Raw genomic sequence first — 26,884 nt, 5'->3', positions numbered from 1 at the left:
GGTTGGATGCCTCCGGCGGGAGTATTTTCAAAAAGATGAAGAGGTTATTCGCCGCGCGGGAACCGGGCGTTTTCCTCGACGATGTTCAGATCCATGTGATTGCGCATGTAGCGTTCCGATGCTTTTTGCAGCGGCTGGTAATCCCATGGGTAATATCCGCCTTGCCGCAGCGCTTCGTACACGACCCAGCGGCGCGCCTGGCTGGCGCGGACGTCGGCGTCGAATCGATCCAGATCCCAACGGGCTTCGGATTTAGCGCGCAAGGTTTGCAGCGTACCCGCATGTTCGGGACTGTCTGCCAGATTGGTCATCTCGTGCGGGTCGGCCTCAAGATCAAAAAGCTGGTCCGGGTCCAACGCGCAGCGGTTGTATTTCCACTTGCCATAGCGCAGCGACACCAGCGGCGCGTAAGATGCCTCGGCGGCGTATTCCATGGCCACCGGCGCGGTGCGTTCGACACCTTTCGCCAGCGGAACGAGGTTTTCGCCATCCGTCCATGGTGCGATTTCATCCATGTCGACACCGGCCAAGGCGCCAAGAGTCGGTGTTACATCGATCGTGGAAACCGGCGTGTCGATCCGCCCGGCAGGCAGATCAGGTGATGAAATCATCAGCGGCACACGCGCTGAACCTTCGTAGAAGTTCATTTTGAACCACAAGCCGCGTTCGCCCAGCATGTCCCCGTGATCCGAGACAAACAGGATGATCGCCTCTTGCCGGGTCGTTTCCAACACTTCGAGAATCTCGCCGATCTTGTCGTCCAGATAAGAGATATTGGCGAAATAGGCGCGGCGGGATTTGCGGATGTCTTCTTCGGTGATGTCAAAACTGCGCCAATCATTGGCGTCGAAGATCCGCTTGGCGTGCGGGTCCTGATTGTCGTAGCCGATATCAGCGACCTCGGGCAGAAGATGCTCGCAATCTTCGTAGAGATCCCAATACTTGCGGCGGGCTACGTAAGGATCATGCGGATGCGTGAAGCTGACGGTCACACACCACGGGCGATCATCCTTGCCGCGCGCCAGATCATAAAGCTTGGCCTTGGCGTTGTAGGCCACCTCGTCATCATACTCCATCTGGTTCGAGATTTCGGCAACACCCGCGCCCGTCACGGAGCCCATGTTGTGATACCACCAGTCGATCCGCTCGCCCGGTTTGCGGTAATCTGGGGTCCAGCCGAAATCGGCCGGGTAGATGTCGGTGGTCAGACGATCCTCGAACCCGTGCATCTGGTCGGGACCGACGAAATGCATTTTGCCGGACAGGCAGGTATAGTATCCCGCCCTGCGCAGGTGGTGTGCATAGGTGGGAATGTCGCTGCGGAACTCGGCTGCGTTGTCATAGACGCCGGTGCGCGATGGCAGTTGGCCGGACATGAAGCTGGCCCGACCGGGCGCGCATAACGGCGAGGCCGTATAAGCGTTGGCAAACCGCGTCGACTTCTCGGCCAGTTTCTTCAGGTTCGGGGCATGAAGCCAGTCTGCGGGACCGTCGGGAAAGAGGGTTCCGTTCAGCTGATCCACCATCAGGATCAGAATGTTTGGTTTTGTCATTTTTCGGCCTCGAGCAGAGTGTTGAGCACGCGCATTGCGTGGTTCACCGCCAATTGCGGTTCTTCCGGGGCGCTGAGAGCCGCTCGGATGTATAGCCCATCGATCAGGGCGATCATGTTTTCAGCCGCCTCAACCGGATCCTTCATCTTGGGGCGAAGCGCATCTATAAGGTTCGAACGGATACGCGCCTGATAGACCTGCCAAAGGCGCAGCGCGTCATCATTGGTCTGCGCCAGGACATAAAAGGTCATCCACGCCGCAATCACGTCCGGTGTGAAACATGAGGGGGCAAAGCACGCCTGAATGATTGCCATTGCTCGCTCCTCGGGCGCGGCCGCCTTCAATTTGGCACGCGCCTCTTCGCCAAAATCCGTCAGAATTTGACGCATGGCTGCCAAAAATATCTGATCTTTGCCGCCAAAATAGTGATGCGCCAGTGCACTGGACATACCCGCGCGTTTCGCGATCTGGCTGACTGTCACATCAAGGGATTTCTGCACGCCCAATTCTGCAATCGTGGCGCGGACAATTGCATCCCGGCGGATCGGCTCCATTCCTACTTTTGGCATCATTCCCCCCTGAACAGGCGTTATGACCCCAAATTAGGAGTTTTTTATTGACTCGTCAATCAATGAAAGCGTCCATAAGACGCGTTTCATAGCTTCGGCGCAATACTCGGAGGCGTCAAGTCTCGGCGATTCAGAACGGCTTCGCGCCATGAGATGAAACTGACGGCGCACAGGATCAAGGTTCCACCGGCAACGACCCAAACATCGACGCTTTCGTGGAACACAACAGCGCCCAACAGTGTGGCCCAGATCAGTTGAAGAAATGTGATCGGCTGCGTGACAGCCACGGGTGCAGCTTGCAATGCTAGGGTCATGAAATAATGCCCGGCGGTGGCAAAGCAGGCCACCAGAAACAAAACACCCAGGTCGCGTAAGCTGGGCTGAGTCCAGACCGCCACAGCAAACGGGATCAGCGCCAGTGTCACCCAAATCGAAAGATGCGCAACAACGACCGAAGGTGGCACATCGCGCACCAACAGCTTAGCCAGCAGGTACGAACCGCCCAGCGTCAAAGCTGTGCCCAGCATCGCCAGGTGCCCCGGAGACACCTCTCGGAAGCCCGGTCGCAGGATGATTAACACCCCGACCAAAGCAACCAGAATTGCTGCGATCCGCCGAAAGGCCAGTTTTTCGCCCAGAAAAAGGGCTGCCCCCAAAGTCACGTAGACGGGTGTCATGTAGTTCATAGCAGTGACTTCTGCCAACGGGATCTGCGTCATGGCAAAAAACCACAGCATCACCGCGACGGCATGAACCACACCACGTACGCCGAACAGCGTCAACAAACGGGGTGTCAGCCGTGTTGCCATGATCGATCGCAGAGCCGGGAGCAAAAAAACCAGCCCCAAAGCGTATCGCAGAAACGCTGCCTGAATCGGGTTCATGGTCGTCCCCAGAGATTTCACCAAAGCCGTCATCACAACAAAAGACAGCCCGGCGGAAAACATCCAGAACATGCCTGCTATGGGGCGGGACGAAACGGCGTGTGAAGTCATGGCTTAGGTTGAACACCGAAACCCGGTCAGGAACAACCCTTCACATGACAACAAGTTTCAGTGCGATCCCCAACATGACAATGCCAATCCCGGCATCCAGCACCTGCCACGCCCGCGGGCGGGTAAAAACAGGCGAAAGAATGCCTGCGCCGTACCCCAGCGAGAAGAAGAAGACAAAGCTGGACGTCATTGCGCCCAGTGCAAACCCCAGACGGTCGTCATACTGCGCCGAGATTGAACCGATCAGCACGACAGTGTCCAAATAGACATGCGGGTTCAGCCAGGTGAAGGCGAGCACTGTGAAGAGCGCGGTTTTCAAGCTGGTGCGTTGACCATTGCCGATCTCCATCACTGCGCCGCCCTGCCAGGCCGAGCCAAGGCTGCGCAGCCCATACCATGTCAGGAACGCGGCCCCGCCATAGCGCATCACGGTTTCAAACCATGGCACCGCCTGCGCTAGAGTGCCAAAACCAGCCACTCCTGCGCCGATCAATACAGCATCGGACACAGCACAGGTCAGACACAAAACGAAAACATGCTCGCGTCGCAATCCCTGCCGCAGGATAAAGGCATTTTGCGCACCGATCGCGAGGATCAGGCTGAAACCCAGTACAAAACCGGCGATCATGGATGTTGGCATCGGAACTCCTGAACCTTTCCAAGCGTTGACTAAGCCCCTTGGCGTGACCTATCAAATTAAAGATTCTGCTCTGACTTAAGAAACTCTAATGCTGCTGGATCCAAACCAACTGTCCGCATTGTCTGCTATCCTGCGCCTTGGGAGCTTTGAAGCTGCGGCTGCGGAATTGGCTGTCACGCCTTCTGCAGTTTCCCAACGGATCAAAGCGCTGGAGGATCGGGTCGGCGCATCCTTGATCCATCGGGTTACACCTTGCACCGGAACGCCTGCAGGGTTGCGTATTGCCCGCTATGCCGAGGATGTCGGTCTTCTTGAGGCGCAATTGGCCCGCGATTTGGCGTTGGAACAGAACCCGCGATCCGCACGGGTGCGCATAGCGGTACCTGCCGATGTTCTGGCTACATGGTTTATCGATGCAATGGCGCAAGTGCCCGATATGCTGTTCGATCTTGTCGTCGACGACCAGGACCATTCGGCAGATTGGCTGAAACGTGGTGAGGTCAGCGCCGCTGTCACTGTGGGCGGGCGTCCTGTGACCGGATGTGACGTAACGGCGCTGGGTGTGCTGCGATATCTACCCACAGCCAGCCCTTCCTTCATCAACACGTGGTTCAAGGATGGTGTGAACGAGGGCACGCTCAGCAAAGCGCCCTGCCTAGTTTTCAACCAAAAGGATGGTCTGCAAAAAGCATGGCTGTCGCAATACGTCGCGGGCCACATGTCGCCGCCATTTCATTTCCTGCCGTCCTCGAACGGCTTCGTGGATGCCGCGATTGCCGGGCTGGGATGGGGTATGAACCCAGCGGCCCTTGCCCAAGACGCTTTGGAAGAGGGACGGTTGCGGCCCCTCCTGGCCAATGCTCCGCTGGATGTTGCGCTCAGCTGGCAGGTTGGTCGCGTACTTGCACCTGCCCTCAAACCGCTTACACATGCGGTTCAACGTGCCGCCAAGCAGGTCTTGCTGCCACCCAAAGCGGACTGATCGCACACCACAGTTTCGGAGGAACCGATGTTCTCACGCGATGCCCTCAGCTATGATCCCATCCCCCTGCCGGACCGGTCCGAGATCAGCGATGCTGACATGCAAGGTGCCGCACAAGAGTTCTACGACAAGATGCGCCAGCGCCATACGGTGCGGGATTTCAGCCCTCGCCCGGTGGACCGCTCTGTGATCGAAACATGCCTGCGGACGGCGGGCACCGCGCCGTCTGGCGCCAATCATCAACCCTGGCATTTTGCTGCGATCTCGGCCCCTGACCTAAAGCAGCGCATTCGAGAAGAAGCTGAAGAAGAGGAGCGCCGGTTCTACGCAGGCGGCGCAGGTGACGAATGGATAAAAGCGTTGGAGCCCATCGGCACCAACGCTGTCAAAGAACATCTGACTATTGCACCCTGGCTGATCGTGGTGTTCGCCCAGCGCTGGGGACACTTCGAAGATGGGACGCGGTACAAGAACTACTACGTGCCGGAAAGCGTGAACATTGCCACCGGGTTTCTGCTGGCTGCGCTACACCACGCGGGCCTCAGCACTTTGACCCATACCCCGAATCCGATGCGGTTTCTGAACGATGCACTGGACCGCCCTGCATCAGAAAAACCGACAATGATCATCGCAGTGGGTCACCCTTCGGAAAACGCAACGGTGCCTGCGGTGGCAAAGCTGAAGAAACCGTTGGAGGAGATTTCTTCTTTCTTCTGAGGACTCCCGGATTACTCCTGCGAAGCGGGCGCATCGTTCTGTATGGGTGACATCATGCGATAGCACGTCGCGCAGGCCACCAGACTGGCGGCAACGATGAAGCTGACCGCCAAGGCGACCTCGTGCATATGCGCGACAGCGGCCAAGGCCGCCGAGAGCAGAACCGCGAACAATCGTGTGAAAGACTTGATTGCGGCAGATCCCTGCACACGCTGTTCTTTGGGCGCGACATCCAGAAAATATAGTTTGCGCGCACTGCTGATCCCAGTCACTGCGACCGTAACAACAAACAGCGCAACGGCATGCAGATGAACCTCGTGATCGATGCCCAAGTAATGGAACGCCAAAAGAACGCTTCCGGTAGCTGCCACCATCAAAGTTCCAACCACCATGACGGCGCGATGAGACTTCATGTTCACGATTTGCCACAAGGGCCCGGAAACCAGATACCCCGAGGCGGAAGACACGATCATCGCAGTCAGACCTTTCGCCGAACTATGATGCGCCTCCGCCGCGATGAGTGCGAAAAAGGGAACTGATAGCGAAACAGCCACCAAAGGGATACGCATGGCCATGTAACGCCGAAACCAAGCCTGCTCGAACATGCCCAAGACGCCTTGAAGACTGGACTTGAGCGACAACCTAGTTTTTGTTTCAGTCGGCTTTGCTTGTGCGGCAGAGCGTGCGTTCTCTGTCATTGCCAACATCAACAACCCCGACAGCAGAAAGAACGCAACAGACACGCCGATCATGGTGGAATGGCGCGAGAAGGGTGGGTTTTCCTTGGTGATCTGATGCACCAGCAATGCAAGGCCAATGGCACATAATCCACCTCCGCCAAGCTGCAGATAGTGCATCACCATGCGGGATCGGGAATGGACATGATCGCCCAGCAGATCGGTGAACATCAGGTTTTGAACCTCGTCCACCAGACCGATTACAAAAAAGACTGAAACGAAAACTACCGCGATCAAAGGGACGACGCCGGTCGCGGCTGCGGCCATTGCCAGGACAAGACAGGCGCCGATAGCGACCTCGGTTATGGCAATTGCGCGCTTCTTTTGCGGTTTAGCTGCAATGGATTGCGCCAGAAAGAAATCGGAAATCATGCTTCCAACCATCCGCACCGAAACCAGCGCGCCTGCCACAAACATGGGCAGTTCGAAAGACACCGCCAGAAACGGCAATACCACCGATGGGCTGCCAAGAGTCCACGCAACCTGTGACACAATACTCTGGCCGGTCAGAACCGGCACGTTGCGCTTTGCCGTATCAGAGGTCACGTCCGTCATGGGTTTTTAAAGTGCGCCTTCCCAGATTTTCACCGTTACCCCAGCCTAAGCGTTTGGAAGGTTTCAGCCAATAACTCTTGGACTCAGCCCGAAAACGCAAAAAACCCGGCACGCTGGGCCGGGTTTCTTAATCAAAGTCTTTATCAACTCAGAGCTGAGCCATCACTTCGTCAGTGGCTTCGAAGTTGGTTGTGACGCGCTGCACATCGTCATCGTCTTCCAGCGCATCGACCAGCTTCATCAGCTTTTGCATGTCTTCCAGACCCAACTCGGTCGTGGTTGTGGGTTTCCAGACCAGTTTGGTGGATTCCGATTCACCCAGTGCTTCTTCCAATGCGTTCGACACATCGTTCAGATCAGTATCGGCGCACCAGATGATGTGACCGTCTTCCGAGCTTTCGACATCCTCGGCCCCGGCCTCGATCGCGGCTTCGAAAATCGTATCCGCATCGCCGGCATCCGCCTGATAGACAACTTCGCCCTTACGGTCGAACATAAACCCGACCGAGCCGGTCTCGCCCAGATTGCCGCCATTCTTGGAAAAGGTCGAACGCACGGTCGAGGCGGTGCGGTTGCGGTTGTCGGTCATGGTCTCGACGATCACCGCGACACCGTTCGGGCCGTATCCCTCGTAGCGGATTTCTTCATAATCGTCGCCTTCACCTGCAACCGATTTCTTGATTGCGCGGTCGATCACGTCCTTGGGAACCGAGTTCGACTTTGCCTCTTTCACCGCCAGACGCAGGCGCGGGTTCTTGTCGGGATCGGGGTCGCCCATCTTGGCGGCCACTGTGATCTCTTTCGACAGTTTGGAAAACAGTTTGGACCGCGCGGCGTCCTGACGTCCCTTGCGGTGCTGGATGTTGGCCCATTTGGAGTGGCCTGCCATAGTGCGTCCTCGTCATCGTGATTACGTGTTCGGCGCTCATATAGACGTTTGCAGGGGGCGGGATCAAGAGAGCGACTTGCTCCTTGCGGGGCTGGGACTATGGTGACTGTATGACGACAGATCAGATTATTCTTTTTGCGCTATTCATTACGGTTTTTGGAATGCTGCTTTGGGGTCGGTTTCGTTACGACCTTGTGGCTTTTGCCGCACTGATGATCGGTGTCGTGCTGGGTGTTGTGCCAGTGGATGACGCTTTTGCAGGGTTCGGCCACCCGGCCACCATCATCGTGGCGCTGGTTCTGGTCGTCTCTGCCGGTTTGGTCCGGTCAGGGGCGGTGTTCATGATCACCCGCACATTGGTCGATGCCTCACGAGGGCTGGGCGCGCATATCGCTCTGATGGGCGGAATCGGCGCGGTCTTATCGGCCTTCATGAACAACGTGGCGGCGCTGGCGCTGTTGATGCCTGTTGATATCCAGACCGCGCGAAAAGCGGGGCGATCAGTGGGTCTGTCGCTGATGCCGCTGAGCTTTGCCACCATTCTTGGGGGGATGGCGACGCTGATCGGCACACCTCCGAATATCATCATCGCGTCGATCCGACAGGAAACGCTGGGCGAGCCGTTTCACATGTTCGATTTTGCGCCCGTGGGCGGGATAGCCGCAATTGCTGGTCTTGCCTTTGTCGCTCTGGTCGGCTGGCGCCTGATCCCAAATCGCGGGCCGCAAACTGAAACATCGGAAGCATTGGCGGAGTATATAGCCGAGCTAACTGTCCCCCCTGAATCCGCGCATATCGGCAAACGAGTCAGCGAGCTTTATGAGGCCGCTGAAAAATCCGACGTCGCCATCATCGGTCTGATCCGCGATGGCAAGCGGCGATACGGCCGATCCGCCCATGCCACGCTGAAAGAAGGCGACGCACTGGTTCTGGAAGCTCGGCCCGAGGCGTTGGACGAATTTCGCGCCGCGCTGAACCTCGACTTCTCGGACACACGGCGGCAAGAGGTGCTGACGGCAGAAGGTGACGGGTTGGACGTTATTGAAGTGGTCGTACCGGAAAGCGCCCGTATCACCGGACGCACCGCACAAGGGCTTGGACTGGCCTGGCGGCAGAGCACAGTTCTGATGGGCATCTCGCGTCAGGGTCAGCGGATTACCGAGCAGGTTCGCAAGACCGAGGTGGAGCCCGGCGATATTCTGCTACTGCTCTGCCCGCGCGACCGGGCGGCGGATGTAACGGAATGGTTGGGTTGCCTGCCCCTTGCCGGGCGTGGTCTGAATGTCACCGCCAACGATAAGGCATGGCTTGCCATTGGGCTGTTCGCTGCTGCGGTTTTGGCCGCAAGTGTGGGCCTGATCTATTTGCCCATTGCACTGGGGCTAGTGGTCATCGCCTATGTGCTGACCAAAATCATGCCGATTGCGGATATTTATAATCACATCGAATGGCCGGTGGTCGTACTGCTGGGGTCGATGATCCCACTTGGCAGTGCGTTGGAGACCTCTGGCGGGACTGAATTGATCGCCAATGCGCTGATCCAGCTGACCGATGGCCTGCCTGCCTGGGCGATCCTGACTGTGCTGATGGTCGTGACCATGACTCTGTCGGATGTGCTGAACAACACCGCCACCGCCATTGTCGCCGCACCGGTCGGAATACAAATGGCCCGCACGCTTGAGGTTTCACCCGACCCGTTCCTGATGACGGTTGCCGTCGCTGCCTCGGCCGCGTTCCTCACGCCCATCGGACACAAGAACAATACGCTGGTTCTGGGTCCGGGAGGCTATCGGTTCGGCGACTACTGGCGCATGGGTCTGCCGCTTGAAGTGCTGATCATCGCGGTTTCCATCCCCGCCATCCTTGTCTTCTGGCCGCTGTGACGGGTAAAGGTAGCACATGAAACGCTTTTTGATCCTGCAACTGCGCCCTGAAACGGACGCATCCGACGCCGAATACGCTTCGATTCTGGACAAGACCGGTCTGACGCCCGAGCAGACACACCGCATCCGGCTGGATTGTGAGGACCTGCCGGACGATCTGGATGTGACGGACTATGCAGGCGTCATCGTTGGCGGAGGTCCCGGCTGTGTCAGCGACGATCCAGCAACGAAATCTGAACTGGACGCACAGATCGAAGGCGCGGTTATGGGCTTGATGCCGCAGATCACGGCGCAGGATCACCCCTTCATGGGCTGCTGCTACGGCTTAGGCGTTCTGGCCGCGCATCTGGGCGGCGACGTGAGCAAAGTCCAGTACAGCGAACCGGTCGGACCTTCAGCCTGCCGCCTGACGGAAGATGGGGCCACAGATCCGCTGACAGCCGGGCTGATCCCGGAATTCGACGCCTTCGTCGGTCACAAAGAAGCTGTTCAGGCATTGCCCGAAGGCTGCGTGCATCTTGTCGCCTCAGACCCCTGCCCAATTCAGATGATCCGCTTTGGCCAGAACGTCTATGCCACACAGTTTCACCCCGAAGCGGACGCGAAAGATTTTGAAAAGCGTATCAACATCTACAAGCATCACGGCTATTTCCCGCCCGAAGATGCCCAGCGTCTGATCGACATCTGCAACGCCGCAGACGTCACCCAACCCGGCGAAATCCTGCGTCGTTTCGTCGAACGCTACAAGTGACCCAACGGCGCGGTTGCCTGCGCCTTTCATGCTCGCATAGGCTGATCCGAAACGACTTTGGGAGGAGTTGTTCTTGGACTTGCTCATCAATGTTGGCCTGCCGATTTCGCTGGCCATTATCATGCTGTCACTTGGCATTGGACTCGAGACCGCAGATTTCCGGCGCGTACTGAACCGAAAATACCCGTTTGCAATCGGTGCTGTCTGTCAGGTGGTGCTTCTGCCCATTGCTGCGTTCCTCACCGTCACTCTGTTTGGCCTGCCCCCTGAAATCGCGGTTGGCTTCATGCTGCTCAGCTTTTGCCCCGGCGGTGTGACCAGCAATATTTTGACCAAATTGGCCAAGGGAGACGTGGCGCTTTCCGTCAGCCTGACTGCTGTGATCAGCATCTTGTCAATCCTGACAGTGCCCTTTCTGGCGGCATGGTCCATCACCTATTTCATGGGTGAAAATGCACCTGATGTGTCGATCAGCGGTCTGGCCATTGCCATGTTTCTGATCACCACCCTTCCCGTCGCCATAGGCGTCGGAGTTCGCAGGTTTGCAACCGGGTTTGCAAACCGTATCGAGGGTGGGCTCTCAACGCTCGCAACCGCTTTGTTTGTATTGATTGTCGTGGCCGCCCTGGCCGGAAACTGGCAGATTTTCATTGATAACCTGGGCATCATGGGCGCCGGTCTGATCTCGCTCAACGTTGCCCTTTTGCTTATCGGGCTAGGGATCGCACGCGCTGCAAATCTGTCATGGGCCGAGTGTAAAAGCATATCAATTGACACAGGCATCCAGAACTCGACACTGGGAATTACGCTGGCGGCCCTTATCACCGGCACAGAGAGCGGATTTAGCCCTCTGGCCCTGCCGTCAGCAGTCTACGGGATCACGATGTATGCCGTCGTGCTGCCGTTCCTCGTTTGGTTTCGCCGACGCTAAAAGGACAGTTTATGACCAAGAACACAGCAGATGCGATTGTCGTTGGCGCGGGCCTGGCTGGATTGGCAGCAGCGGCTGAGCTGGGCGACCGGGGCAAGAAGGTGATCATTGTCGATCAGGAGCCCGAGAGCTTTCTGGGCGGTCAGGCGTTCTGGAGCCTCGGCGGTTTGTTCATGGTCAACACGCCGGAACAACGCCGGATGGGCATTAGGGACAGCCAAGAGCTTGCCCTTCGTGACTGGATGGGCAGCGCACAGTTCGACCGCGCGGAAGACGCCTGGCCCCGCAAATGGGCCGAGAGTTATGTCGAGTTTGCGGCTGGTGAAATGCGCCCGTGGTTGCACGAGATGGGTTTGCGCTGGTTTCCGGTCGTAGGTTGGGCAGAACGCGGTGGCTCTTATGCGAACGAGCATGGCAACTCTGTCCCGCGTTTTCACATCACTTGGGGCACTGGCCCCGGCGTTCTGGAGCATTTCATCCGTCGGGTCCGCGAACATGCCAGCGCCGGTCTGATCCAAATGAAGTTCCGCCATCAGGTCAGCCATATCATCATGCAGAACGGCACGGCTAAGGGCGTATCTGGCGAGGTTTTGGCCAAAGACACCATCCAGCGTGGCGGCAAGACAAACCGTGACGAAGTGGGTGAGTTCGAGGTCTATGCACCTTCGGTCATCGTTACCTCTGGCGGTATCGGCGGCAACTTTGAAATGGTGCGGCGGAACTGGCCCAAGGATCGTCTTGGGGAACCTCCAAAAGACATGGTGGCTGGTGTGCCGTTTCATGTCGATGGCCGCATGATCGGGATCAGTGAAAAAGCGGGAGGACACGTCATCAACGGCGACCGCATGTGGCATTACACCGAGGGCGTTCGCAACTGGGATCCGATCTGGCCTGCCCATGGCATACGCATTCTGCCTGGTCCCAGCTCTATGTGGTTCGACGCCAAAGGAAACCGTCTGAAACCGCCGTGCCTGCCTGGATTCGATACACTTGGGACGCTGAAGGAAATCCTGAAAACAGGATACGAATACAGCTGGTTTGTTCTGACCCAAAAGGTCATCAAGAAAGAGTTCGCCCTGTCCGGGTCTGAACAGAACCCGGACTTTACCTCGGGCAGCTGGAAAGAGGTGATCCGTCAGCGCATTCTGTCCGGTTCCAAGGCAACCGCTCCGGTCGAGGCGTTCAAGGAACATGGCGAGGATTTCGTCGTGGCCAATACGTTGACCGAACTGGTCAACGGGATGAACCATCTGGGCGGTGGGCTGATTGACGAAGCGCACTTGCGCGGGCAGATCGAAGCGCGCGACTCGCAGGTCGATAATCCTTTCTCGAAGGACGCCCAGATGATGGCGATTCTGGCCGCTCGAAACTATCGCGGAGACAAGTTGATCCGCACAGCCAAACCGCACAAGTTCCTGGATCCAGCCAACGGTCCACTTATTGCGGTTAAGCTGCACGTCCTGACCCGCAAAACGCTGGGCGGGCTACAAACCAACCTGGACAGCCAGATGATCGGGGAAGATGGCAACGTTGTGCCCGGCCTGTTCGCAGCGGGCGAAGTTGCCGGTTTTGGCGGCGGCGGCTATCACGGGTACAACGCGCTGGAAGGAACATTCCTGGGCGGTTGCATCTTTTCAGGGCGCAACGCAGGACGGTCAAGGGCCGTCGCCTGACGGCCCTGCTGCTCTATTTGCTGACCAGCTTGATCACAGGCTCTCCGTCGCTGTTCAGAAGAGCCAGCGCGTCGCCTTCCATCGCAAAGGACGTGACGCTTTGCATCGTCTTCAGGAAGGCGCGCTCAACCTCATCCAAATCGGGCGGGCAAGCCATGAGAGTAGCGGCCATGTTGTCGGGAAATGTGAGCCGATTGCCTGAAATCTCGGCCTGACCGCTGAACCGGTTACAGCCGCCACTGCCGCCAAAGGACCCGTCTTGCCCAAAGCTCAGTTCGGGGCGTCGTTCAGCCTCCAGCGGCGCGCCGTTCAGGGTTGCTGCGACCCATTCGGTGTTTTCAAGGGTTGCACTTTGCTGGCTTTGAACCTGAACCAAAAGCAGGTCAGCCGAGTTTCCCGCTTCATTTGTCAGAACAGGGTAAACCGTGTCTGTGGTGAACAACAGCTTTTGCCCCTGCATGACCGATGCGCGCACCGCATAGCTATGCCCTTCCTTGATCAGCGCGTCGTCGTATGTCAGTTCAAACTGCGCCGGCACAGCGCTCAATGCGTATCGCTGCGCGGCCAATGTCACGGCCGGAACATCCGCCAGCGAAATATCCTGAAGTTCGACAAACAGGTTTGCGTCAGGTGGAACCGCAATGCGTTCGCGGTAGGTTGCAGTCCCCTCAACCGTACCCGCCATTGCGGCACCGCTGATGATGGTTGCAATCGCTGCGCCTGCCAATGTGGCTTGGGCTGCTGTCAGCATGGCAAATCCCCTTTGCAAATCACATTCACAAAAGATTGTGTATCAACCGGGATTTACAAGTCTAGCAGTTTACGAGTGGCAATTCCGCGCCGACATTAGATTGGCCAGATCAACGGGATAAGCAGGGATGCCAGCAATCCGACCGTCAGGTTCAAAGGGATACCCACCTTCATGAAATCGGTAAACCGATAGCCGCCGGGACCGTACACCATCATATTCGTCTGGTAACCGATCGGCGTCGCAAATGATGCCGAGGCCGCCACCATCACAGCGACGACAAGGGGGCGCGGATCCATTCCAACGGCCTGAGCCAACCCGATGGCAATCGGTGTAACAACGACGGCAACGGCGTTGTTTGAGACCAGCTCGGTCAAGACCGAGGTCAGCAGGTAGACCGCCCAGATGATCAGGAAGGGCGGTAAGGCACTAAGCCCGGGTGCAACAGCCTCGACAATCAGTGAAACAGCGCCAGAGCTGTCCAATGCCGCACCGATGGCGAGCATGGCAAAAATCAGTGCCAACAACCGGCCTTCAACAAAAGAAAACGCTTCGTCCGCGTCAATGCAGCGGGTCATCAGGACCACAGCGACTGCTACAATCGACAACAGAAGGATCGGCGCGATACCAAGCGCGGCCAGGGCGACGATCCCGACAAGCGCACCAATTGCAATCGGTGCGTGACTACGGCGGAAAGCCCGAGCAGAAGGTTGCGTGACATCCACCATGTCCATTTCCGCCGCAAGGCGCTGGATGTCTGAGGGCGCACCTTCCAGCAGCAGGGTGTCACCGACGCGAACCACCAGTTCGTCCAACTGGCGACCAATGTTTTGATTGCGGCGATGAACGGCCAAGACATAAACGCCATAGCGCCTGCGCAGTCGCAGCATTCCCAAAGCCCGCCCTACCATACGGCATCCGGGCGTGATCAGCACCTCGACCGTCTTGGTTTCAACGGCAGAAACCTGATCCACGCGCTTGAGTTCCTTGTTGCTTTGCAAGCTCAACAACTCGGTCATCTCGGTTCGCAACACGACGCGGTCGCCGACCCTCAGTTCGACGCCTTTCAGGTTACGCCGCAGTGATTCATCCCCTCGGACCACATCGATCAGGCGCACACCGGGTCGCTTGAACAGTTGCACACCTGTCACCTCGCGTCCAATCAGGTTGCTGTCTGGCGGAATGACGGCTTCGGTAAAAAACTTCATCTTCGACCGGTCGCTGAGAAGCGACGCCATGCTATCGCGCTCGGGCAAAAGCTTGGGCGCGATGAAGCGCAGGTAGATCATCCCATAGATCACAAGGACGATCCCCAGCGGTGTGACTTCAAAGATTGTAAAGGGTGTCATTCCCTGAGCGCGTGCCACACCATCCACCAGCAGGTTGGTCGACGTGCCAATCAGCGTCAGTGTGCCGCCAAGAATAGCCGCATAGCTCAACGGAATAAGCAGTTTGGATGCAGGCACATTCAGGGTGCGGGCGATTTGCACAAAGACCGGAATCATGACCACCACAACTGGTGTGTTCGACACCACAGCCGAGGCCACAACAACAAAACCCATCAGCAACCCAATTGCGATACGTGGGTTGACCTGCGCCTGTTTCTGCGCGGTTGAAGTGAATGAGTCCAATGCCCCTGTTCGCACCAGGGCGCCCATGATGATGAACATCGCCGCAATGGTCCACGGCGCAGGATTGGACAAAACCGCCAACGCGCTTTGATAAGGCAGAATGCCTGTGACAAGCATCAAAGATACGCCACCGATTGCCACGACTTCGGTTGGATAAACCTCGCGCAGGAACATGACGAACATGCCCGCGACGATGAGCAGCGCCAGAATTGCGCTGCCTGTGTCTGTCAGTGAAAGGAAGTTCATTCGTGGTATTCTGTCCGAACCCGGGCCCAAGCGCCTGATGGCATGCAGTTTCACGCATTGCGCGCAGCAGAGCAAGCCTGACGTTGATTATTCGGGCCCAGCCTGTTCCAAACGCCCGCCGACGCGCACCATTTGAACAGATTTAGCCTGACCGTCGCGATCGTCAGTTTCCACAAACACACCACTCAGGGTTGCCTCGCCATTTGCAGGCGTGAACCGTGCTTTTGGCATACCCGTGATGAATCGGCGCATCGGTTCCTGTTTGTCCATGCCTATGACCGAGTCGTAATCTCCGCACATACCGGCATCTGTCAAATACGCCGTACCACCCGGCAATATCTGAGAATCCGCGGTCGGCACGTGCGTGTGCGTCCCGACCACAAGGCTTGCGCGCTTGTCGCAGTAGTGGCCCATCGCCATTTTCTCGGACGTCGCCTCGCAATGCATGTCCACGATAATGGCTTGCGCCTGCCCCCCGCGAGGGTGGGATTTCAGGATCGGTTCAATGGCCGAGAACGGATCGTCAAACGGCCGTTTCATGAAAACCTGTCCAAGCACCTGTACGACAAGTACCTTACGCCCGCCCGGCGCATTGAACAGCCGATGACCCCGCCCTGGCGCGCCTTTGGCAAAGTTTACCGGGCGCACGATGCGCTGCTCTTTCTCGATATACTGCAACATGTCCTTCTGGTCGAAGGCATGATCGCCCAGCGTAAGGCAATCCGCACCCGCATCCAGAAGCAGCTTGGCGTGATCACCGCTGAGCCCCATACCGTTGGACGCGTTTTCACCGTTGACCACAACAAAATCCAGCCGCCATTCGTCGCGCAGGCGCGGCAAGTGTTGCTGAACGGCGGCGCGACCCGCGCGCCCCATGACGTCACCAAGAAACAAAATCCTCATAATCCGGGTCGTAGGGGCTGTGCAGGGCAATAACAAGGCGGAAGCATGAATTTTGCCGCTGAGTTGAGGGTTGAATTCACATTCAACCGTGGCAATGTTTTGAAACAGTGTTTGAACATAGAAGGAATTCTTCGTGAAGTCTCTAGTTTTACTGACCGCCAGCGTCTTGGTCGCTACGTCCGCCGCTGCCGAAGGCACCAAAACCTCCATGCCCAACCCTGCGGCAACATTTTGCATCGAAAACGACGGGACGTACCAACTTCGGAAAAACGAAGATGGCAGCGTCTACGGCGTCTGCATCCTTAAAGACGGCACCGAAGTGGATGCCTGGGATTACTTGCGCAGCCATTTCGAGCAATAACACCTAGAAAGTCAGCACCCGGCTTTCCGTGATGACCATATCCAAAGGTTGGTCTGTCGGCTCTAACGGCAGGCCCTCGGCCTCTTGCGCATCAAAGGCAAAACCGATGGCCAGCGTCGGGCGCTTGGCGCGCAGACCCTCCAGCGTGCGATCATAGAACCCGCCACCATAGCCCAGCCGGCCGCCATTTGCATCAAACGCGACCAGCGGCACGACCAGAATCTCGGGATCGAAATAGTCGTCCACCTCGGGCACTTTGGCACCAAACGGGCCATCTTTCAGCGCACCTTCGGGTGTCCAGCGAGAGAATTTCAAAGGTTGACCAGCGGCCTGAATGACCGGCACGCCAACCGGCCCGTAAGCCGATGCCTCGGCCATCGCGGGCAGCGGGTCGATCTCAGTCCGGATTGGCATATAGCCTGACATGGGTACACCCCGATGCCCTGCCAGAACCTCGGACAACCGTCCTGCCGCACCGGGCAAACGCGCATCGAATGCAGCCTTACGGCGCGCAAAGGCCGCTTTACGGGCTGCGGCTTTGATTTCGGTCAGATCGGTCACAATAGCACCACGCTGGCAAGGCCAAGGAAGATAAAGAACCCCATGACATCCGTTGTGGTTGTCACAAAGGTCCCGGACGCCAGCGCCGGGTCTACACCCAAACGGTCCAGCACGACCGGTACTACCGTACCTGCGAACCCTGCGATGATCATGTTCACGACCAAGGCCGATCCGATCACGACACCCAGCAGCGGAGAATCGAACCACAACATCCCCACGGTTCCCAACACGATGGCAAAGCAAAGCCCATTGAGCATGCCGACCAACAATTCGCGTCGGATCACCCGCATAACGTTTGCATTGGTCAGGTCACGCGTCGCCAGCGCACGCACGGCCACCGTCAGCGATTGCGTGCCCGCGTTACCACCCATCGAAGCCACAATCGGCATCAGGATGGCCAGAGCCACCAGTTGATCAATCGCCGCCTCAAACTGTGAAATTACCAGCGAGGCACAGATCGCCGTACAAAGGTTCACTGCCAACCACGGCAACCTTCGCCGGCTGGTCGCCGCAACGCTGTCTGACAAAGAGCTTTCGTCGCTGACACCGGCAAGGCGTAGAATGTCTTCTTCGTGTTCTTCATCTAGAACCACCATCGCATCGTCGATGGTGATGACGCCAACCAGACGTCCATCTGCGTCCACAACCGGCGACGAGATCAGGTGGTACTGATTGAAGGCATACGCCACGTCCTCCTCGTCCTGATCGACGGGGATGATGTGGAACTCTTCTTCCGTCAGATCATGCAACGGCACCTCGCGTCGGGCCGCCATCAGCTTGCCCAAAGTCACCTGCGCCACTGGCTTCAGGCGCGGATCGACCAGCACCACATGATAGAACTGCTCGGGCAGATCATCATTCGCGCGCATGAAATCAATCGTTTGCCCAACTGTCCAATGCTCGGGCGCCATGACGACCTCGCGCTGCATGAGACGGCCGGCTGAGTTTTCAGGGTAGGACAGCGCCTGTTCGGCGGCGATCCGTTCAGAATCCTCCAACGCGTCCAGGATGGTTTCCTGCTGAGGCTCCTCAAGGTCTTCCAACAGGTCAACGACGTCGTCGCTTTCCATTTCGCGCACAGCGTCTGCCAGAACGTCCGGCTTCAGGACCGAGATCACTTCTTCCCGAACCGATTCATCCAGTTCGGACAGGATGTCGCCGTCGAATTCCTTGTCATACAGGCGGATCAGGCGGGCCCGGTCAAACGGGTTGATCTGTTCAAGAAGGTCGGCGATGTCAGCCGCGTGCAGCGGCTCCATCAACTCGATCAGCTTTTCGCGATCATCGATATCCACCGCATAGAGGATCCCCGCCACTGCTTTGGGATCCAGCGCATAGGCGTCCTCGTCCCGGGGCAGATCGTGTCCGGCTTCGTCAGTGCCTGTCGTCATGCGCTGCCCCCTTGTTTCGGCGATTGGCCTCTAAATAGAAGAAGCAGCTACCGGAAAACAATGACAATGCGCCGATTTACCCACTTCTTTCGCCCGCCTATGCTGATGTGCGGTTCCAAACAGGTGGAGAACAGGGCAAATGGCGCAAAAGACGCTTTTGAAAGGGCGCGTTCTAAGTTTCACGGGCTCACCCTTTGACGGAGAGCCGACCGACGCCACGCGGTTGGACGAAGCGGTCGTGATCGAAGACGGGCGCATTGCAGATGTTGGCGCCGTCGATGCGTTGGCACAGGCTCATCCTGACGCAGTCACCAAGGACCATGGCAATCATCTGATCATGGCAGGGTTTGTCGATCCGCACGTGCATTACCCGCAGACGGCGATGATTGCCAGCTGGGGAAAACGGCTGATCGACTGGTTGAACACCTACACCTTCCCGGAAGAGATGAAGTTTGGCGACACCAATTATGCGACCGAGATCGCCAATCGCTATCTGGACCTGACCACCGCACATGGCACCACCACAATGTGCAGCTTTTGCACGATCCATCCCGAAAGCGTGGATGCGTTCTTCACCGCAGCACAGCAGCGCGGACAGCGTGTGGTGGCGGGCAAGACCTGCATGGACCGCAATGCGCCAGAAGGTCTTCGCGATACGGCTCAGACCGCCTATGACCAATCTGCCGCCCTTCTGGAAAAGTGGCACCGCATTGACCGGCTTTCATACGCCATCACCCCGCGCTTTTCCCCGACCTCAACTCCTGAACAGCTTGAGGCGATGGGCGCGTTGTGGGCGGAGCATCCGCATTGCCTGATGCAAACCCATCTGAGCGAGCAGACAGATGAAATCGAATGGGTCCAGTCTCTGTTCCCCGACGCGCGGGACTATCTGGACACTTACGAGAAGTTTGGCCTGCTGGGTCAGAACGGCCTGTATGGGCACGTTATCCATCTGGAAGATAGGGAACGGGACCGGTTGCTCGAGGTCGATGCGTCTTTGATCCATTGCCCCACCTCAAACACTTTCATCGGGTCTGGACTTTTCGACATGAGCGGCCTGATCCATGAGGGCCACCGCATCGGTCTGGCCACGGATACAGGCGGCGGGTCCAGTTTCTCGATGCTGCGCACAATGGCCGCGGCCTATGAAATCGGCCAACTGCGTGGCCGCCCGCTGCATCCGGCGCAATTGCTGTGGCTGGGCACCGTCGGGTCCGCGCTGAGCCTTCGCATGGATGACTGCATCGGCAATGTCGCACCGGGAATGGAGGCGGATCTGGTTGTGCTCGACCTCGCCTCGACCCCAGCCATCGCCCAGCGCGAGGCCCATGCAAACGATGTTTGGGAGGCGATTTTCCCGACCATCATGATGGGTGATGATCGGGCCGTGGCCGAGGTTTGGATCGGTGGGCGACAGGCCGCTTAAGCCTGCAACGCCCGCGCCAGCGCATTCTGACGCTCGATCACACGGGGCAGATCAATCGTAGTGATATGCCCATCACGAACAATCTGACGGCCTTCAACGAACAGGTGTTTCACGTTCATCGGCCCAGCCAGAAGCAGCGCTGCGGGGTCCCAACTGCCTGCGCTTTCGATGCTGCGTGTATCCCACACCGCGATATCAGCGCGTTTACCAGGCATCAGCCGGCCGCAATCAGTGCGGCCCAGCACATCGGCCCCGCCACGCGTCGCAATTTCCAACGCTTCGCGGGCCGACATCGCATCTGCGCCATTGGCAACGCGCTGCAGCAGCATGGCCTGCCGGGCTTCCAACATCAGGTTGCCATTGTCGTTGCTGGCTGACCCATCTGCGCCAAGGCCGACCTTGACGCCCGCGTCGCGCATCGCACGCACCGGTGCGATGCCGGAACCAAGGCGGCAATTGGAACACGGGCAGTGGGCCACGCCTGTTTTGGTGCGTGAAAACAGATCAATTTCGTCCCCATCCAGTTTGACACAATGGGCGTGCCAGACATCGGGACCGGTCCAGCCTAAATCTTCGGCATACTGACCGGGGCGGCAGCCGAACTGCGCCTGCGAATAGGCGATGTCTTCGTCATTCTCGGCCAGATGGGTATGAAGCATCACACCTTTGTCTCGCGCCAGCAAAGCTGCATCACGCATCAGCTCGCGGCTGACAGAGAACGGCGAACACGGGGCAAGGCCAACGCGGCACATCGACCCTTCTAACGGGTCATGAAACCCGTCAACAACACGGATCATGTCGTCCAAAATGGCGGCTTCCTGTTCAACAAGGCTGTCCGGTGGTAGGCCACCATCACTCTCGCCGATGCTCATTGCACCACGCGTAGGGTGAAACCGCATCCCCAGCTCGGACGCAGCAGCAATCGTATCCTCCAGCCGCGCACCGTTGGGATAGAGGTAAAGGTGATCGGAGCTGAGCGTACAGCCCGACAGCGCCAGTTCAGCCAAACCGATCTGCGCAGAGGTGAACATCTCTTCCGGCCCAAACCTTTCCCAAATCGGGTAAAGCGTTTGCAGCCACCCAAACAGCAACGCATCCTGACCGCCCGGAACTGCGCGGGTGAGGGTTTGGTAAAGGTGGTGATGGGTGTTCACCAGACCGGGTGTCACCAAACAGCCCGAGGCATCGTGAACTTCGCCCTGCGTCTGCAACCCATTCCCGATCCGGGCGATCTGCCCATCACGGATCAGAATGTCAGACCCGGACAATTCTCGCCGGGTGTTATCCATCGTCAGGATAAGGTCAGCGTTCTTTAGTAGGATTTCGGTCATATCGCTCTCCTGCATCTGCCCGTTTCATGCAAGGAGTGCGTTGGCCGGCGGAAAACGGGCTCAAGAACCGGCTATATCCGGTTTAACCGCCATTCTTGTGCGCGGCAACAGTGTTCAGAAATGGCGCAGGACCTCAAGGGCGGCGGCATGAATGTCCGCGTTCGCGGCAGCCAAGGCACGACCACCATCATGCGCAGGGCCACCTTGCCAATCTGTCACAATGCCGCCTGCCGCTTGAATGACCGCAATGGGCGCCTGAATGTCGTAAGAATTCAATCCCGCCTCGATCACCAGATCCGCCTGCCCCGCCGCAAGCAGCGCATAGGCATAGCAATCCATTCCATACCGCGTCAGTTGCACCTGCTCGGATACGGTGTGAAACCCTTTTCTGTCTTCTGGGGTCCCGACTTCGGGAAACGTAGTAAACAGAGTTGCTTGGTCCAGTGTTTTTGTATCGCGCGTTTTCATGCTTCGGGTGCCCAACGGACCAGAAAAATGAGCGCCGGTTGGCGATCCCACAAAGCGCTCTCCGATATAGGGCTGATCAATGACCCCCATGAACGGCCCATCCTGATCGCTTAATGCAATCAGAACGCCCCAGGTTGGTGTGCCGCTGATAAAACCGCGTGTGCCGTCAATCGGGTCCAGAACCCAGGTTCGGCCACTGCTGCCTTTATGCTCACCGAACTCTTCGCCCAGAATGCCGTCTTCGGGGCGGCGTAGGGCTAAAACCTCTCGCATCGCCTTTTCGGCTGCACGGTCGGCCACCGTGACCGGATCAAACCCATCGGTCAGCTTATTTGCTGTCTCCAGATTGGTTTGGCGAAAAAAAGGAAGTATGGCCGCGCGTGCTGCGTCGGCCATTTCTTCGGCGATTTCGATGTCGTTCAAAATTGTCGGTTGCATGGCCCACAGGTGCGAGCAACGCCCAACAAAGTCAAGTCAATCAGGCGACGTCGCTGAGAACCCGCGCCAGTTCAAACAGACGGCGGCGCTGGTTTTCCGGAATCGCATAGTAAGACCGCACCAGATCCAGCGCTTCCTTGTCGCCCATAAGATCGGCAGGAACGGATTTCTTGTCCGAGTCGCTTTTTTGGGCTTCTTCCAGTCCTTCGAAGAAAAAACTGACCGGCACTTCCAATGCCTCGGCGATGTCCCAAAGGCGGGATGCGCTGATTCGGTTGGCTCCGGTCTCATATTTTTGGATTTGCTGAAACTTGATACCAACTTGTTGCGCCAACTGCTGTTGGGTCATGCCAATCAGCCAGCGGCGATGCCGAACGCGCTTGCCCACATGGACATCGACGTGATGAGTCATTGGTATTCTCCTATACTACACAAACATCTGCGTGGGAGGTCGCGACGTCCGCTATCGCATGTCTAGAGGGTTCCCCTTAATTACCCCCTAATACGGACTGTACCGCCCCCTACACAGCACTAAGCGTTCATAATGCCGGTTTTTGAGTTTTTTTCAAGACGGTTGAGTCGCACCCCCCTTAGAAGGGTTGTGGTTGTATAACGACAAACCTAGCGCACCCGGTCCCAACGTTGACAACTGACCTTTTGGTTTCCGATGCCCGCCACCACGCTAAACCAATTGACTTTCGCCACCTCACGCGCGCCTATGACCCAAAATGTGAGGAAAACGATGCGGGCCTATTGCGTTCAATCTGACGGAGCAGCGGCGCAGTTATGCGACCTTGATGTCCCGGTTCCGGGCCCGGGTCAGGTGCGGGTCGCGATCAGGGCTTGTGGCCTGAACTTTGCCGATCTTCTGATGCAAAAGGGAACGTATCAGGACACGCCCCCTGCCCCGTTTACGCTGGGCATGGAAATAGCGGGTGTCGTGGATGAAGTCGGGCCGGGCGTGTCAAGTTTGACGCCGGGCGACCGGATCGCAGTTTATTCTGGGCGGGATGGGCTTGCAGAATACGGCGTTTTTAACGCAGATCGAGCAATCCCGTTGCCAGATGCCATGCGTTTCGAAGATGCCGCAGCGATCCAGATTGCTTATGGTACCAGTCACATGGCGCTGGATTATCGGGCCAGATTGCAACCGGGCGAGACGCTTTTGGTAACCGGTGCAGCGGGCGGCGTTGGTTTGACGGCTGTCGAGATCGGCAAACTCATGGGTGCCAGGGTGATCGCGCAGGCGCGGGGCACGGACAAGCTTGCCGTTGCTCAGGCTGCAGGGGCTGATCACCTGATCGACACCTCAGAGGACCTGAGAAAGCGCGTCAAAGCGTTGGGCGGCGCAGACGTCGTGTATGACGCCATCGGCGGCGACGTGTTCAAAGCCGCCTTTCGCGCCACCAACCCCGAGGGCCGCTTGCTTCCGATTGGTTTTGCCGGGGGCGAGGTTCCACAGATTCCGGCGAACCACTTATTGGTTAAGAACCTGACCGTTATCGGCTTCTACATCGGCGGATACCTGAAATTTCGCCCCGAAGCTGTGCGCAACAGCTTCGAGACCCTTTTCCAGTGGCATGCTGAAGGGCGGATCAAGCCGCATATCAGCCACACTCTGCCGCTTGATGATGTCGCCCACGGAATGCAATTGCTGAAAGAGCGGAAATCGACAGGTAAGATCGTGATCACGCCCTGATCGCAATTACCCCACCACCGCCCGCAAGGGGGTGCCACCCAGCATCCGGAAATTCTGACGCACCAGCTGCGCCAGCGCCTCGACGACTGCGCCACGGCCTGGCTCGCCGCCATAAAGGTTGATCTTGTGGGCTGGCAAGTCGGGCAATGCGCCGCCAGATTCGATTTGCTCAAGATGCGAGGCTTCGGTTCCGTCCAACATGGCGTGAACTGCAAGATCGGCACTGACCGTGGCTTCAATCGTCCGGTCGTTTTCGGTTTCCACTGACAGCTCCCACGGGATTCCAGCGGCATCCAGTGCCGAGATCACCTGCGGTCGGAACAGACACCGACGCCCAAGCGCCAGGGGAAGTGGCTGTTTGCGCCACGCAGACCCACCCGGCGCACCAATCCAACGCAAAGGAAGCTCGGCTATGGTCTCTGACCCCTCAGCCGTGGATGGCTCAGTTGTCAGGATCAAGTCGCATTCACCACGCTTGTACATGTCTTTCAGCTGGAGTGAGTAGGACGACACCAACTGCACACGCACACGTGGAAAATCTACGTTGAACCGTTGCAGAACCCGCGGGATCGCCGGGTAGACGATGTCATGGGGCACACCCAGAACCACCTCGCCCTCAAACGCCTGATCCGTCAGACGACCGATCACTTCATCATTCAAGGCAATCATCCGACGGGCATACGCCAGCAACTGCTCACCAGAAGCTGTCAACGCAATGGTGCGACCGCTGCGATCCAGCAATTCCAAACCCAGCAGCTCCTCTAACCGCTTTAACTGCATGGACACTGCGGATTGCGTCAGATGCAAAAATCCGGCAGCGCGTGTGACACCGCCCTGATCCGCAACTGCCACGAAGGACCGCAGGGTCGTAATGTCCAGATTTCGCATCTTCACAATTCCTTATGTGTGTCATCAAAAATATTCGTTTTTAAAATATGTCATATGCCTCCATATCAATCAAGGAAATTGATGCCGGACACGGAAAGCATCGAAAAACCTGGAAAGGACAAAGATCATGACCCAAATTGCACTTCATTCGACTTGCAGACCTGCCAACCGGTCCCTGATGTCGCGGATCTTTCGGGCATTCGAACTGAACCGGCAGCGTCACAAACTGGCTCAACTGGATGATGCCGCACTTGAGGATATCGGAGTGACCCGCGCAGAAGCCTCTGCCGAGGCGCATCGTTTCTTCTGGGATGCGCCTGAATTCTGGAAAAGATAAGTTCTAAACTCACTTTTTTACGGCGATGGGTGGCTTCGTATCACCTGTCGCCGAATTTGTTGCGTGTTTTAGTCGGTTTTCGCCCGGAATCTCTTGAAACACAGCCTCTAGTTGCCGATATTTACGGGGAAACCGCCCCGCAACGCCGGGGCGACTGAACTTTTCGATAAGGGAGACCCTTTGATGGCACAATTCGACACGATCCGGACGGCATCCGGCGCGCGCGCCGCCGAGATTGATGAGGGCCTGCGCGCCCATATGAACAAAGTCTACGGCACAATGTCCGTGGGCATGTTGATCACGTTCGCCGTGGCCTGGGCCGTTGGCTCAAACCCGCAATTGCTGGCAGTATTCCGTGATCCGGTCACGCTGAGCCCGAACATCCTGGGTTGGATCATCATGTTTGCACCGCTGGCCATGGTGTTTGGCTTTGGTGCCGCAATCAACCGGCTGTCGGCAGCAGGTGCCCAACTGTTCTTCTACGTTTTCGCAGCGGTCATGGGCCTGTCGCTCAGCTGGATTTTTGTTGCCTTCACCGGCATTTCGATTGCTCAGGTCTTCCTGGTAACGTCGATCGCCTTCGCTGGCCTTTCGCTCTACGGCTATGTCACCAAAAAAGACCTGTCGGGCATGGGCACGTTCCTGATGATGGGCGTGATCGGTCTGGTTGTTGCAATGGTCATCAACCTGTTCCTGCAGTCGCCTGCCGTCATGTTTGCCGTGTCCATCCTGGGCGTTTTGATCTTTGCGGGTTTGACCGCTTATGACACTCAGAAGATCAAGACAACCTACCTTCAGATGGCCCACGCAGGCGATCAGGAGTGGTTGGGCAAAGCCGCAATCATGGGCGCGTTGAACCTGTATCTGGACTTCATCAACATGTTCATGTTCCTGCTGCAACTGCTGGGGAACCGCGAGTAACAATTCCTCATCTCGTCAAAAGGGCCGGTCATCGACCGGCCCTTTTCTTTTCAGCGCGTCGCCTTTCGAGACCGCAAGAAAAAATGCCCCGCCTATTAGGCAGGGCATTTTTTTGAGAGGTTTAAACCGATCAGCTACAATTCAGAGGAACGGCAAAGCCGGAACTCCGCTCGGACGTCCCTCTGCGGAACACGTTGCCTGCTGGCAAACATCCGGTGAATCGCTCGGTCTCTTCCGCAAAGCCGATCCCAATAGAGTTGTCGACTGTGACGCTGTTGGTTGAGGTTCGCAACACGCCGAACAACGTTCCATTGACGCTGACAGTACTGAGGAACAGGTCGGTGTCACTGCCCTCGAGCTGAACAGCTGTATTCGGCGTCTGCCCGCCATTGTTGATCGCCACCGACGCAACTTTGGACGGATCGGTCTCATCAACCAACAAAGTCACAGTCGGGAGCTCTGCCAGCTCTGCTGGCACATTTGTGGCCTCAGGAAGAAAGGCAACAGCGCCCGGTACTTCTGAGATTGTGCGTGGCTCACCGTCGATTCCGGTGAATCCGACACCTTCGCGGTTAAACGGATCTTCACAGGCCGCGAGGGTCAGGACGGCGAATGTGGATAACAAGATTTTTTTCATGGCGCTCAACATTTTGTGGCGGT

At 57.5% G+C, this 26,884-nt stretch carries 27 protein-coding genes; 11 read left to right on the top strand and 16 right to left on the bottom strand.

The genetic code is table 11. The features are described 5' to 3' along the window. Nucleotides 1-44: 44 nt before the first annotated feature. From betC to ACR0EV_RS01305, 4 genes are all read right to left on the bottom strand, one after another. Nucleotides 45-1,553, bottom strand: coding sequence for a choline-sulfatase (betC, locus tag ACR0EV_RS01320; RefSeq protein ID WP_480798449.1), 1,509 nt, complete (start codon nt 1,551-1,553; stop codon nt 45-47). Continuing rightward, on the bottom strand, nt 1,550-2,122 hold the full coding sequence (betI, locus tag ACR0EV_RS01315) for a choline-binding transcriptional repressor BetI (RefSeq protein WP_480798448.1): 573 nt from the start codon (nt 2,120-2,122) through the stop codon (nt 1,550-1,552). The genes betC and betI overlap by 4 nt, the downstream gene beginning before the upstream one ends. An 86-nt stretch (nt 2,123-2,208) precedes the next feature. Beyond that, the gene (locus ACR0EV_RS01310) at nt 2,209-3,117 is read right to left on the bottom strand and encodes a DMT family transporter (protein ID WP_171092466.1); all 909 of its coding nucleotides are present in this window, start codon (nt 3,115-3,117) and stop codon (nt 2,209-2,211) included. Between the two features lie 40 nt (nt 3,118-3,157). Next, nucleotides 3,158-3,757 carry a LysE/ArgO family amino acid transporter gene (locus ACR0EV_RS01305; protein ID WP_480798447.1) on the bottom strand — a complete coding sequence of 200 codons (600 nt, stop codon included), beginning with the start codon at nt 3,755-3,757 and terminating at the stop codon, nt 3,158-3,160. A gap of 88 nt (nt 3,758-3,845) precedes the next feature. Here ACR0EV_RS01305 and ACR0EV_RS01300 point away from each other — a divergent pair, with 88 nt between their 5' ends. Next, nucleotides 3,846-4,739: a LysR family transcriptional regulator ArgP gene (locus tag ACR0EV_RS01300; RefSeq protein WP_480798446.1), complete on the top strand. Its 894-nt coding sequence runs from the start codon at nt 3,846-3,848 to the stop codon at nt 4,737-4,739. A gap of 27 nt (nt 4,740-4,766) precedes the next feature. Continuing rightward, nucleotides 4,767-5,456, top strand: coding sequence for a nitroreductase family protein (locus ACR0EV_RS01295; protein ID WP_480798445.1), 690 nt, complete (start codon nt 4,767-4,769; stop codon nt 5,454-5,456). An 11-nt stretch (nt 5,457-5,467) separates the two neighbouring features. Here ACR0EV_RS01295 and ACR0EV_RS01290 read toward each other — a convergent pair whose 3' ends face one another. Then, a complete protein-coding gene (locus ACR0EV_RS01290; RefSeq protein ID WP_480798444.1) occupies nt 5,468-6,748 on the bottom strand; it encodes a permease in 1,281 nt (426 codons plus the stop codon). Nucleotides 6,749-6,896: 148 nt separating this feature from the next. Beyond that, nucleotides 6,897-7,637 carry a YebC/PmpR family DNA-binding transcriptional regulator gene (locus ACR0EV_RS01285; protein ID WP_170519960.1) on the bottom strand — a complete coding sequence of 247 codons (741 nt, stop codon included), beginning with the start codon at nt 7,635-7,637 and terminating at the stop codon, nt 6,897-6,899. 110 nt (nt 7,638-7,747) lie between these two features. Here ACR0EV_RS01285 and ACR0EV_RS01280 point away from each other — a divergent pair, with 110 nt between their 5' ends. The 4 genes from ACR0EV_RS01280 to ACR0EV_RS01265 all read left to right on the top strand — a co-directional run bounded on the left by ACR0EV_RS01280 (nt 7,748) and on the right by ACR0EV_RS01265 (nt 12,875). After that, nucleotides 7,748-9,520, top strand: coding sequence for an SLC13 family permease (locus ACR0EV_RS01280; RefSeq protein WP_480798443.1), 1,773 nt, complete (start codon nt 7,748-7,750; stop codon nt 9,518-9,520). Between the two features lie 16 nt (nt 9,521-9,536). Continuing rightward, nucleotides 9,537-10,271 (top strand): glutamine amidotransferase, encoded by a 735-nt coding sequence (locus ACR0EV_RS01275; RefSeq protein WP_480798442.1) that lies wholly within the window; start codon nt 9,537-9,539, stop codon nt 10,269-10,271. Nucleotides 10,272-10,344: 73 nt separating this feature from the next. Continuing rightward, nucleotides 10,345-11,202 carry a bile acid:sodium symporter family protein gene (locus ACR0EV_RS01270; RefSeq protein ID WP_480798441.1) on the top strand — a complete coding sequence of 286 codons (858 nt, stop codon included), beginning with the start codon at nt 10,345-10,347 and terminating at the stop codon, nt 11,200-11,202. 11 nt (nt 11,203-11,213) lie between these two features. Beyond that, nucleotides 11,214-12,875: an FAD-binding dehydrogenase gene (locus ACR0EV_RS01265; protein ID WP_480798440.1), complete on the top strand. Its 1,662-nt coding sequence runs from the start codon at nt 11,214-11,216 to the stop codon at nt 12,873-12,875. Between the two features lie 13 nt (nt 12,876-12,888). Here ACR0EV_RS01265 and ACR0EV_RS01260 read toward each other — a convergent pair whose 3' ends face one another. The 3 genes from ACR0EV_RS01260 to ACR0EV_RS01250 all read right to left on the bottom strand — a co-directional run bounded on the left by ACR0EV_RS01260 (nt 12,889) and on the right by ACR0EV_RS01250 (nt 16,403). After that, the gene (locus ACR0EV_RS01260) at nt 12,889-13,626 is read right to left on the bottom strand and encodes a YbaY family lipoprotein (protein WP_480798439.1); all 738 of its coding nucleotides are present in this window, start codon (nt 13,624-13,626) and stop codon (nt 12,889-12,891) included. Between the two features lie 95 nt (nt 13,627-13,721). Next, nucleotides 13,722-15,500, bottom strand: coding sequence for an SLC13 family permease (locus ACR0EV_RS01255; protein WP_480798438.1), 1,779 nt, complete (start codon nt 15,498-15,500; stop codon nt 13,722-13,724). Between the two features lie 87 nt (nt 15,501-15,587). Beyond that, nucleotides 15,588-16,403 (bottom strand): TIGR00282 family metallophosphoesterase, encoded by an 816-nt coding sequence (locus ACR0EV_RS01250; protein ID WP_171092487.1) that lies wholly within the window; start codon nt 16,401-16,403, stop codon nt 15,588-15,590. Between the two features lie 133 nt (nt 16,404-16,536). Here ACR0EV_RS01250 and ACR0EV_RS01245 point away from each other — a divergent pair, with 133 nt between their 5' ends. Continuing rightward, entirely contained in the window at nt 16,537-16,764 is a 228-nt protein-coding gene (locus ACR0EV_RS01245; RefSeq protein ID WP_480798437.1) for a putative hemolysin, read from the top strand. Nucleotides 16,765-16,767: 3 nt separating this feature from the next. Here ACR0EV_RS01245 and ACR0EV_RS01240 read toward each other — a convergent pair whose 3' ends face one another. Both ACR0EV_RS01240 and mgtE read right to left on the bottom strand, forming a co-directional pair. Beyond that, a complete protein-coding gene (locus ACR0EV_RS01240; RefSeq protein ID WP_480798436.1) occupies nt 16,768-17,325 on the bottom strand; it encodes a 5-formyltetrahydrofolate cyclo-ligase in 558 nt (185 codons plus the stop codon). After that, nucleotides 17,322-18,716, bottom strand: a complete 1,395-nt coding sequence (gene mgtE / locus ACR0EV_RS01235) for a magnesium transporter (RefSeq protein WP_480798435.1) — start codon at nt 18,714-18,716, stop codon at nt 17,322-17,324. The genes ACR0EV_RS01240 and mgtE overlap by 4 nt, the downstream gene beginning before the upstream one ends. Nucleotides 18,717-18,855: 139 nt before the next feature. Between mgtE and guaD the strand changes: the two genes are divergently transcribed. Continuing rightward, entirely contained in the window at nt 18,856-20,142 is a 1,287-nt protein-coding gene (gene guaD, locus ACR0EV_RS01230; RefSeq protein WP_480798434.1) for a guanine deaminase, read from the top strand. On the opposite strand, the gene ACR0EV_RS01225 is transcribed toward guaD, so the two are convergent. The 3 genes from ACR0EV_RS01225 to ACR0EV_RS01215 all read right to left on the bottom strand — a co-directional run bounded on the left by ACR0EV_RS01225 (nt 20,139) and on the right by ACR0EV_RS01215 (nt 22,791). Next, nucleotides 20,139-21,473, bottom strand: coding sequence for an 8-oxoguanine deaminase (locus tag ACR0EV_RS01225; RefSeq protein WP_480798433.1), 1,335 nt, complete (start codon nt 21,471-21,473; stop codon nt 20,139-20,141). The genes guaD and ACR0EV_RS01225 overlap by 4 nt on opposite strands. 114 nt (nt 21,474-21,587) lie before the next feature. After that, the gene (hisN, locus tag ACR0EV_RS01220) at nt 21,588-22,379 is read right to left on the bottom strand and encodes a histidinol-phosphatase (protein ID WP_480798432.1); all 792 of its coding nucleotides are present in this window, start codon (nt 22,377-22,379) and stop codon (nt 21,588-21,590) included. 40 nt (nt 22,380-22,419) lie between these two features. Beyond that, complete coding sequence (locus ACR0EV_RS01215; protein WP_480798431.1) at nt 22,420-22,791, bottom strand: helix-turn-helix domain-containing protein; 372 nt, start codon at nt 22,789-22,791, stop codon at nt 22,420-22,422. 330 nt (nt 22,792-23,121) lie between these two features. On the opposite strand from ACR0EV_RS01215, the gene ACR0EV_RS01210 reads away from it, so the two are divergent. Further along, on the top strand, nt 23,122-24,078 hold the full coding sequence (locus ACR0EV_RS01210; protein ID WP_480798430.1) for an NADPH:quinone oxidoreductase family protein: 957 nt from the start codon (nt 23,122-23,124) through the stop codon (nt 24,076-24,078). Nucleotides 24,079-24,084: 6 nt separating this feature from the next. On the opposite strand, the gene ACR0EV_RS01205 is transcribed toward ACR0EV_RS01210, so the two are convergent. Then, the gene (locus tag ACR0EV_RS01205; RefSeq protein WP_480798429.1) at nt 24,085-24,966 is read right to left on the bottom strand and encodes a LysR family transcriptional regulator; all 882 of its coding nucleotides are present in this window, start codon (nt 24,964-24,966) and stop codon (nt 24,085-24,087) included. A 127-nt stretch (nt 24,967-25,093) separates the two neighbouring features. Between ACR0EV_RS01205 and ACR0EV_RS01200 the strand changes: the two genes are divergently transcribed. Both ACR0EV_RS01200 and ACR0EV_RS01195 read left to right on the top strand, forming a co-directional pair. After that, nucleotides 25,094-25,303, top strand: a complete 210-nt coding sequence (locus ACR0EV_RS01200; protein WP_480798428.1) for a DUF1127 domain-containing protein — start codon at nt 25,094-25,096, stop codon at nt 25,301-25,303. A 183-nt stretch (nt 25,304-25,486) separates the two neighbouring features. Then, nucleotides 25,487-26,224, top strand: coding sequence for a Bax inhibitor-1/YccA family protein (locus tag ACR0EV_RS01195; RefSeq protein ID WP_480798427.1), 738 nt, complete (start codon nt 25,487-25,489; stop codon nt 26,222-26,224). A 130-nt stretch (nt 26,225-26,354) separates the two neighbouring features. Here ACR0EV_RS01195 and ACR0EV_RS01190 read toward each other — a convergent pair whose 3' ends face one another. After that, nucleotides 26,355-26,861, bottom strand: coding sequence for a hypothetical protein (locus tag ACR0EV_RS01190; protein ID WP_480798426.1), 507 nt, complete (start codon nt 26,859-26,861; stop codon nt 26,355-26,357). Nucleotides 26,862-26,884: the final 23 nt, after the last annotated feature.

It is taken from the genome of Ruegeria sp. CF8 (assembly GCF_056537285.1).
Note: the sequence above shows the minus strand (reverse complement) of the source record. Positions and strands in the feature narration are given on the sequence as shown.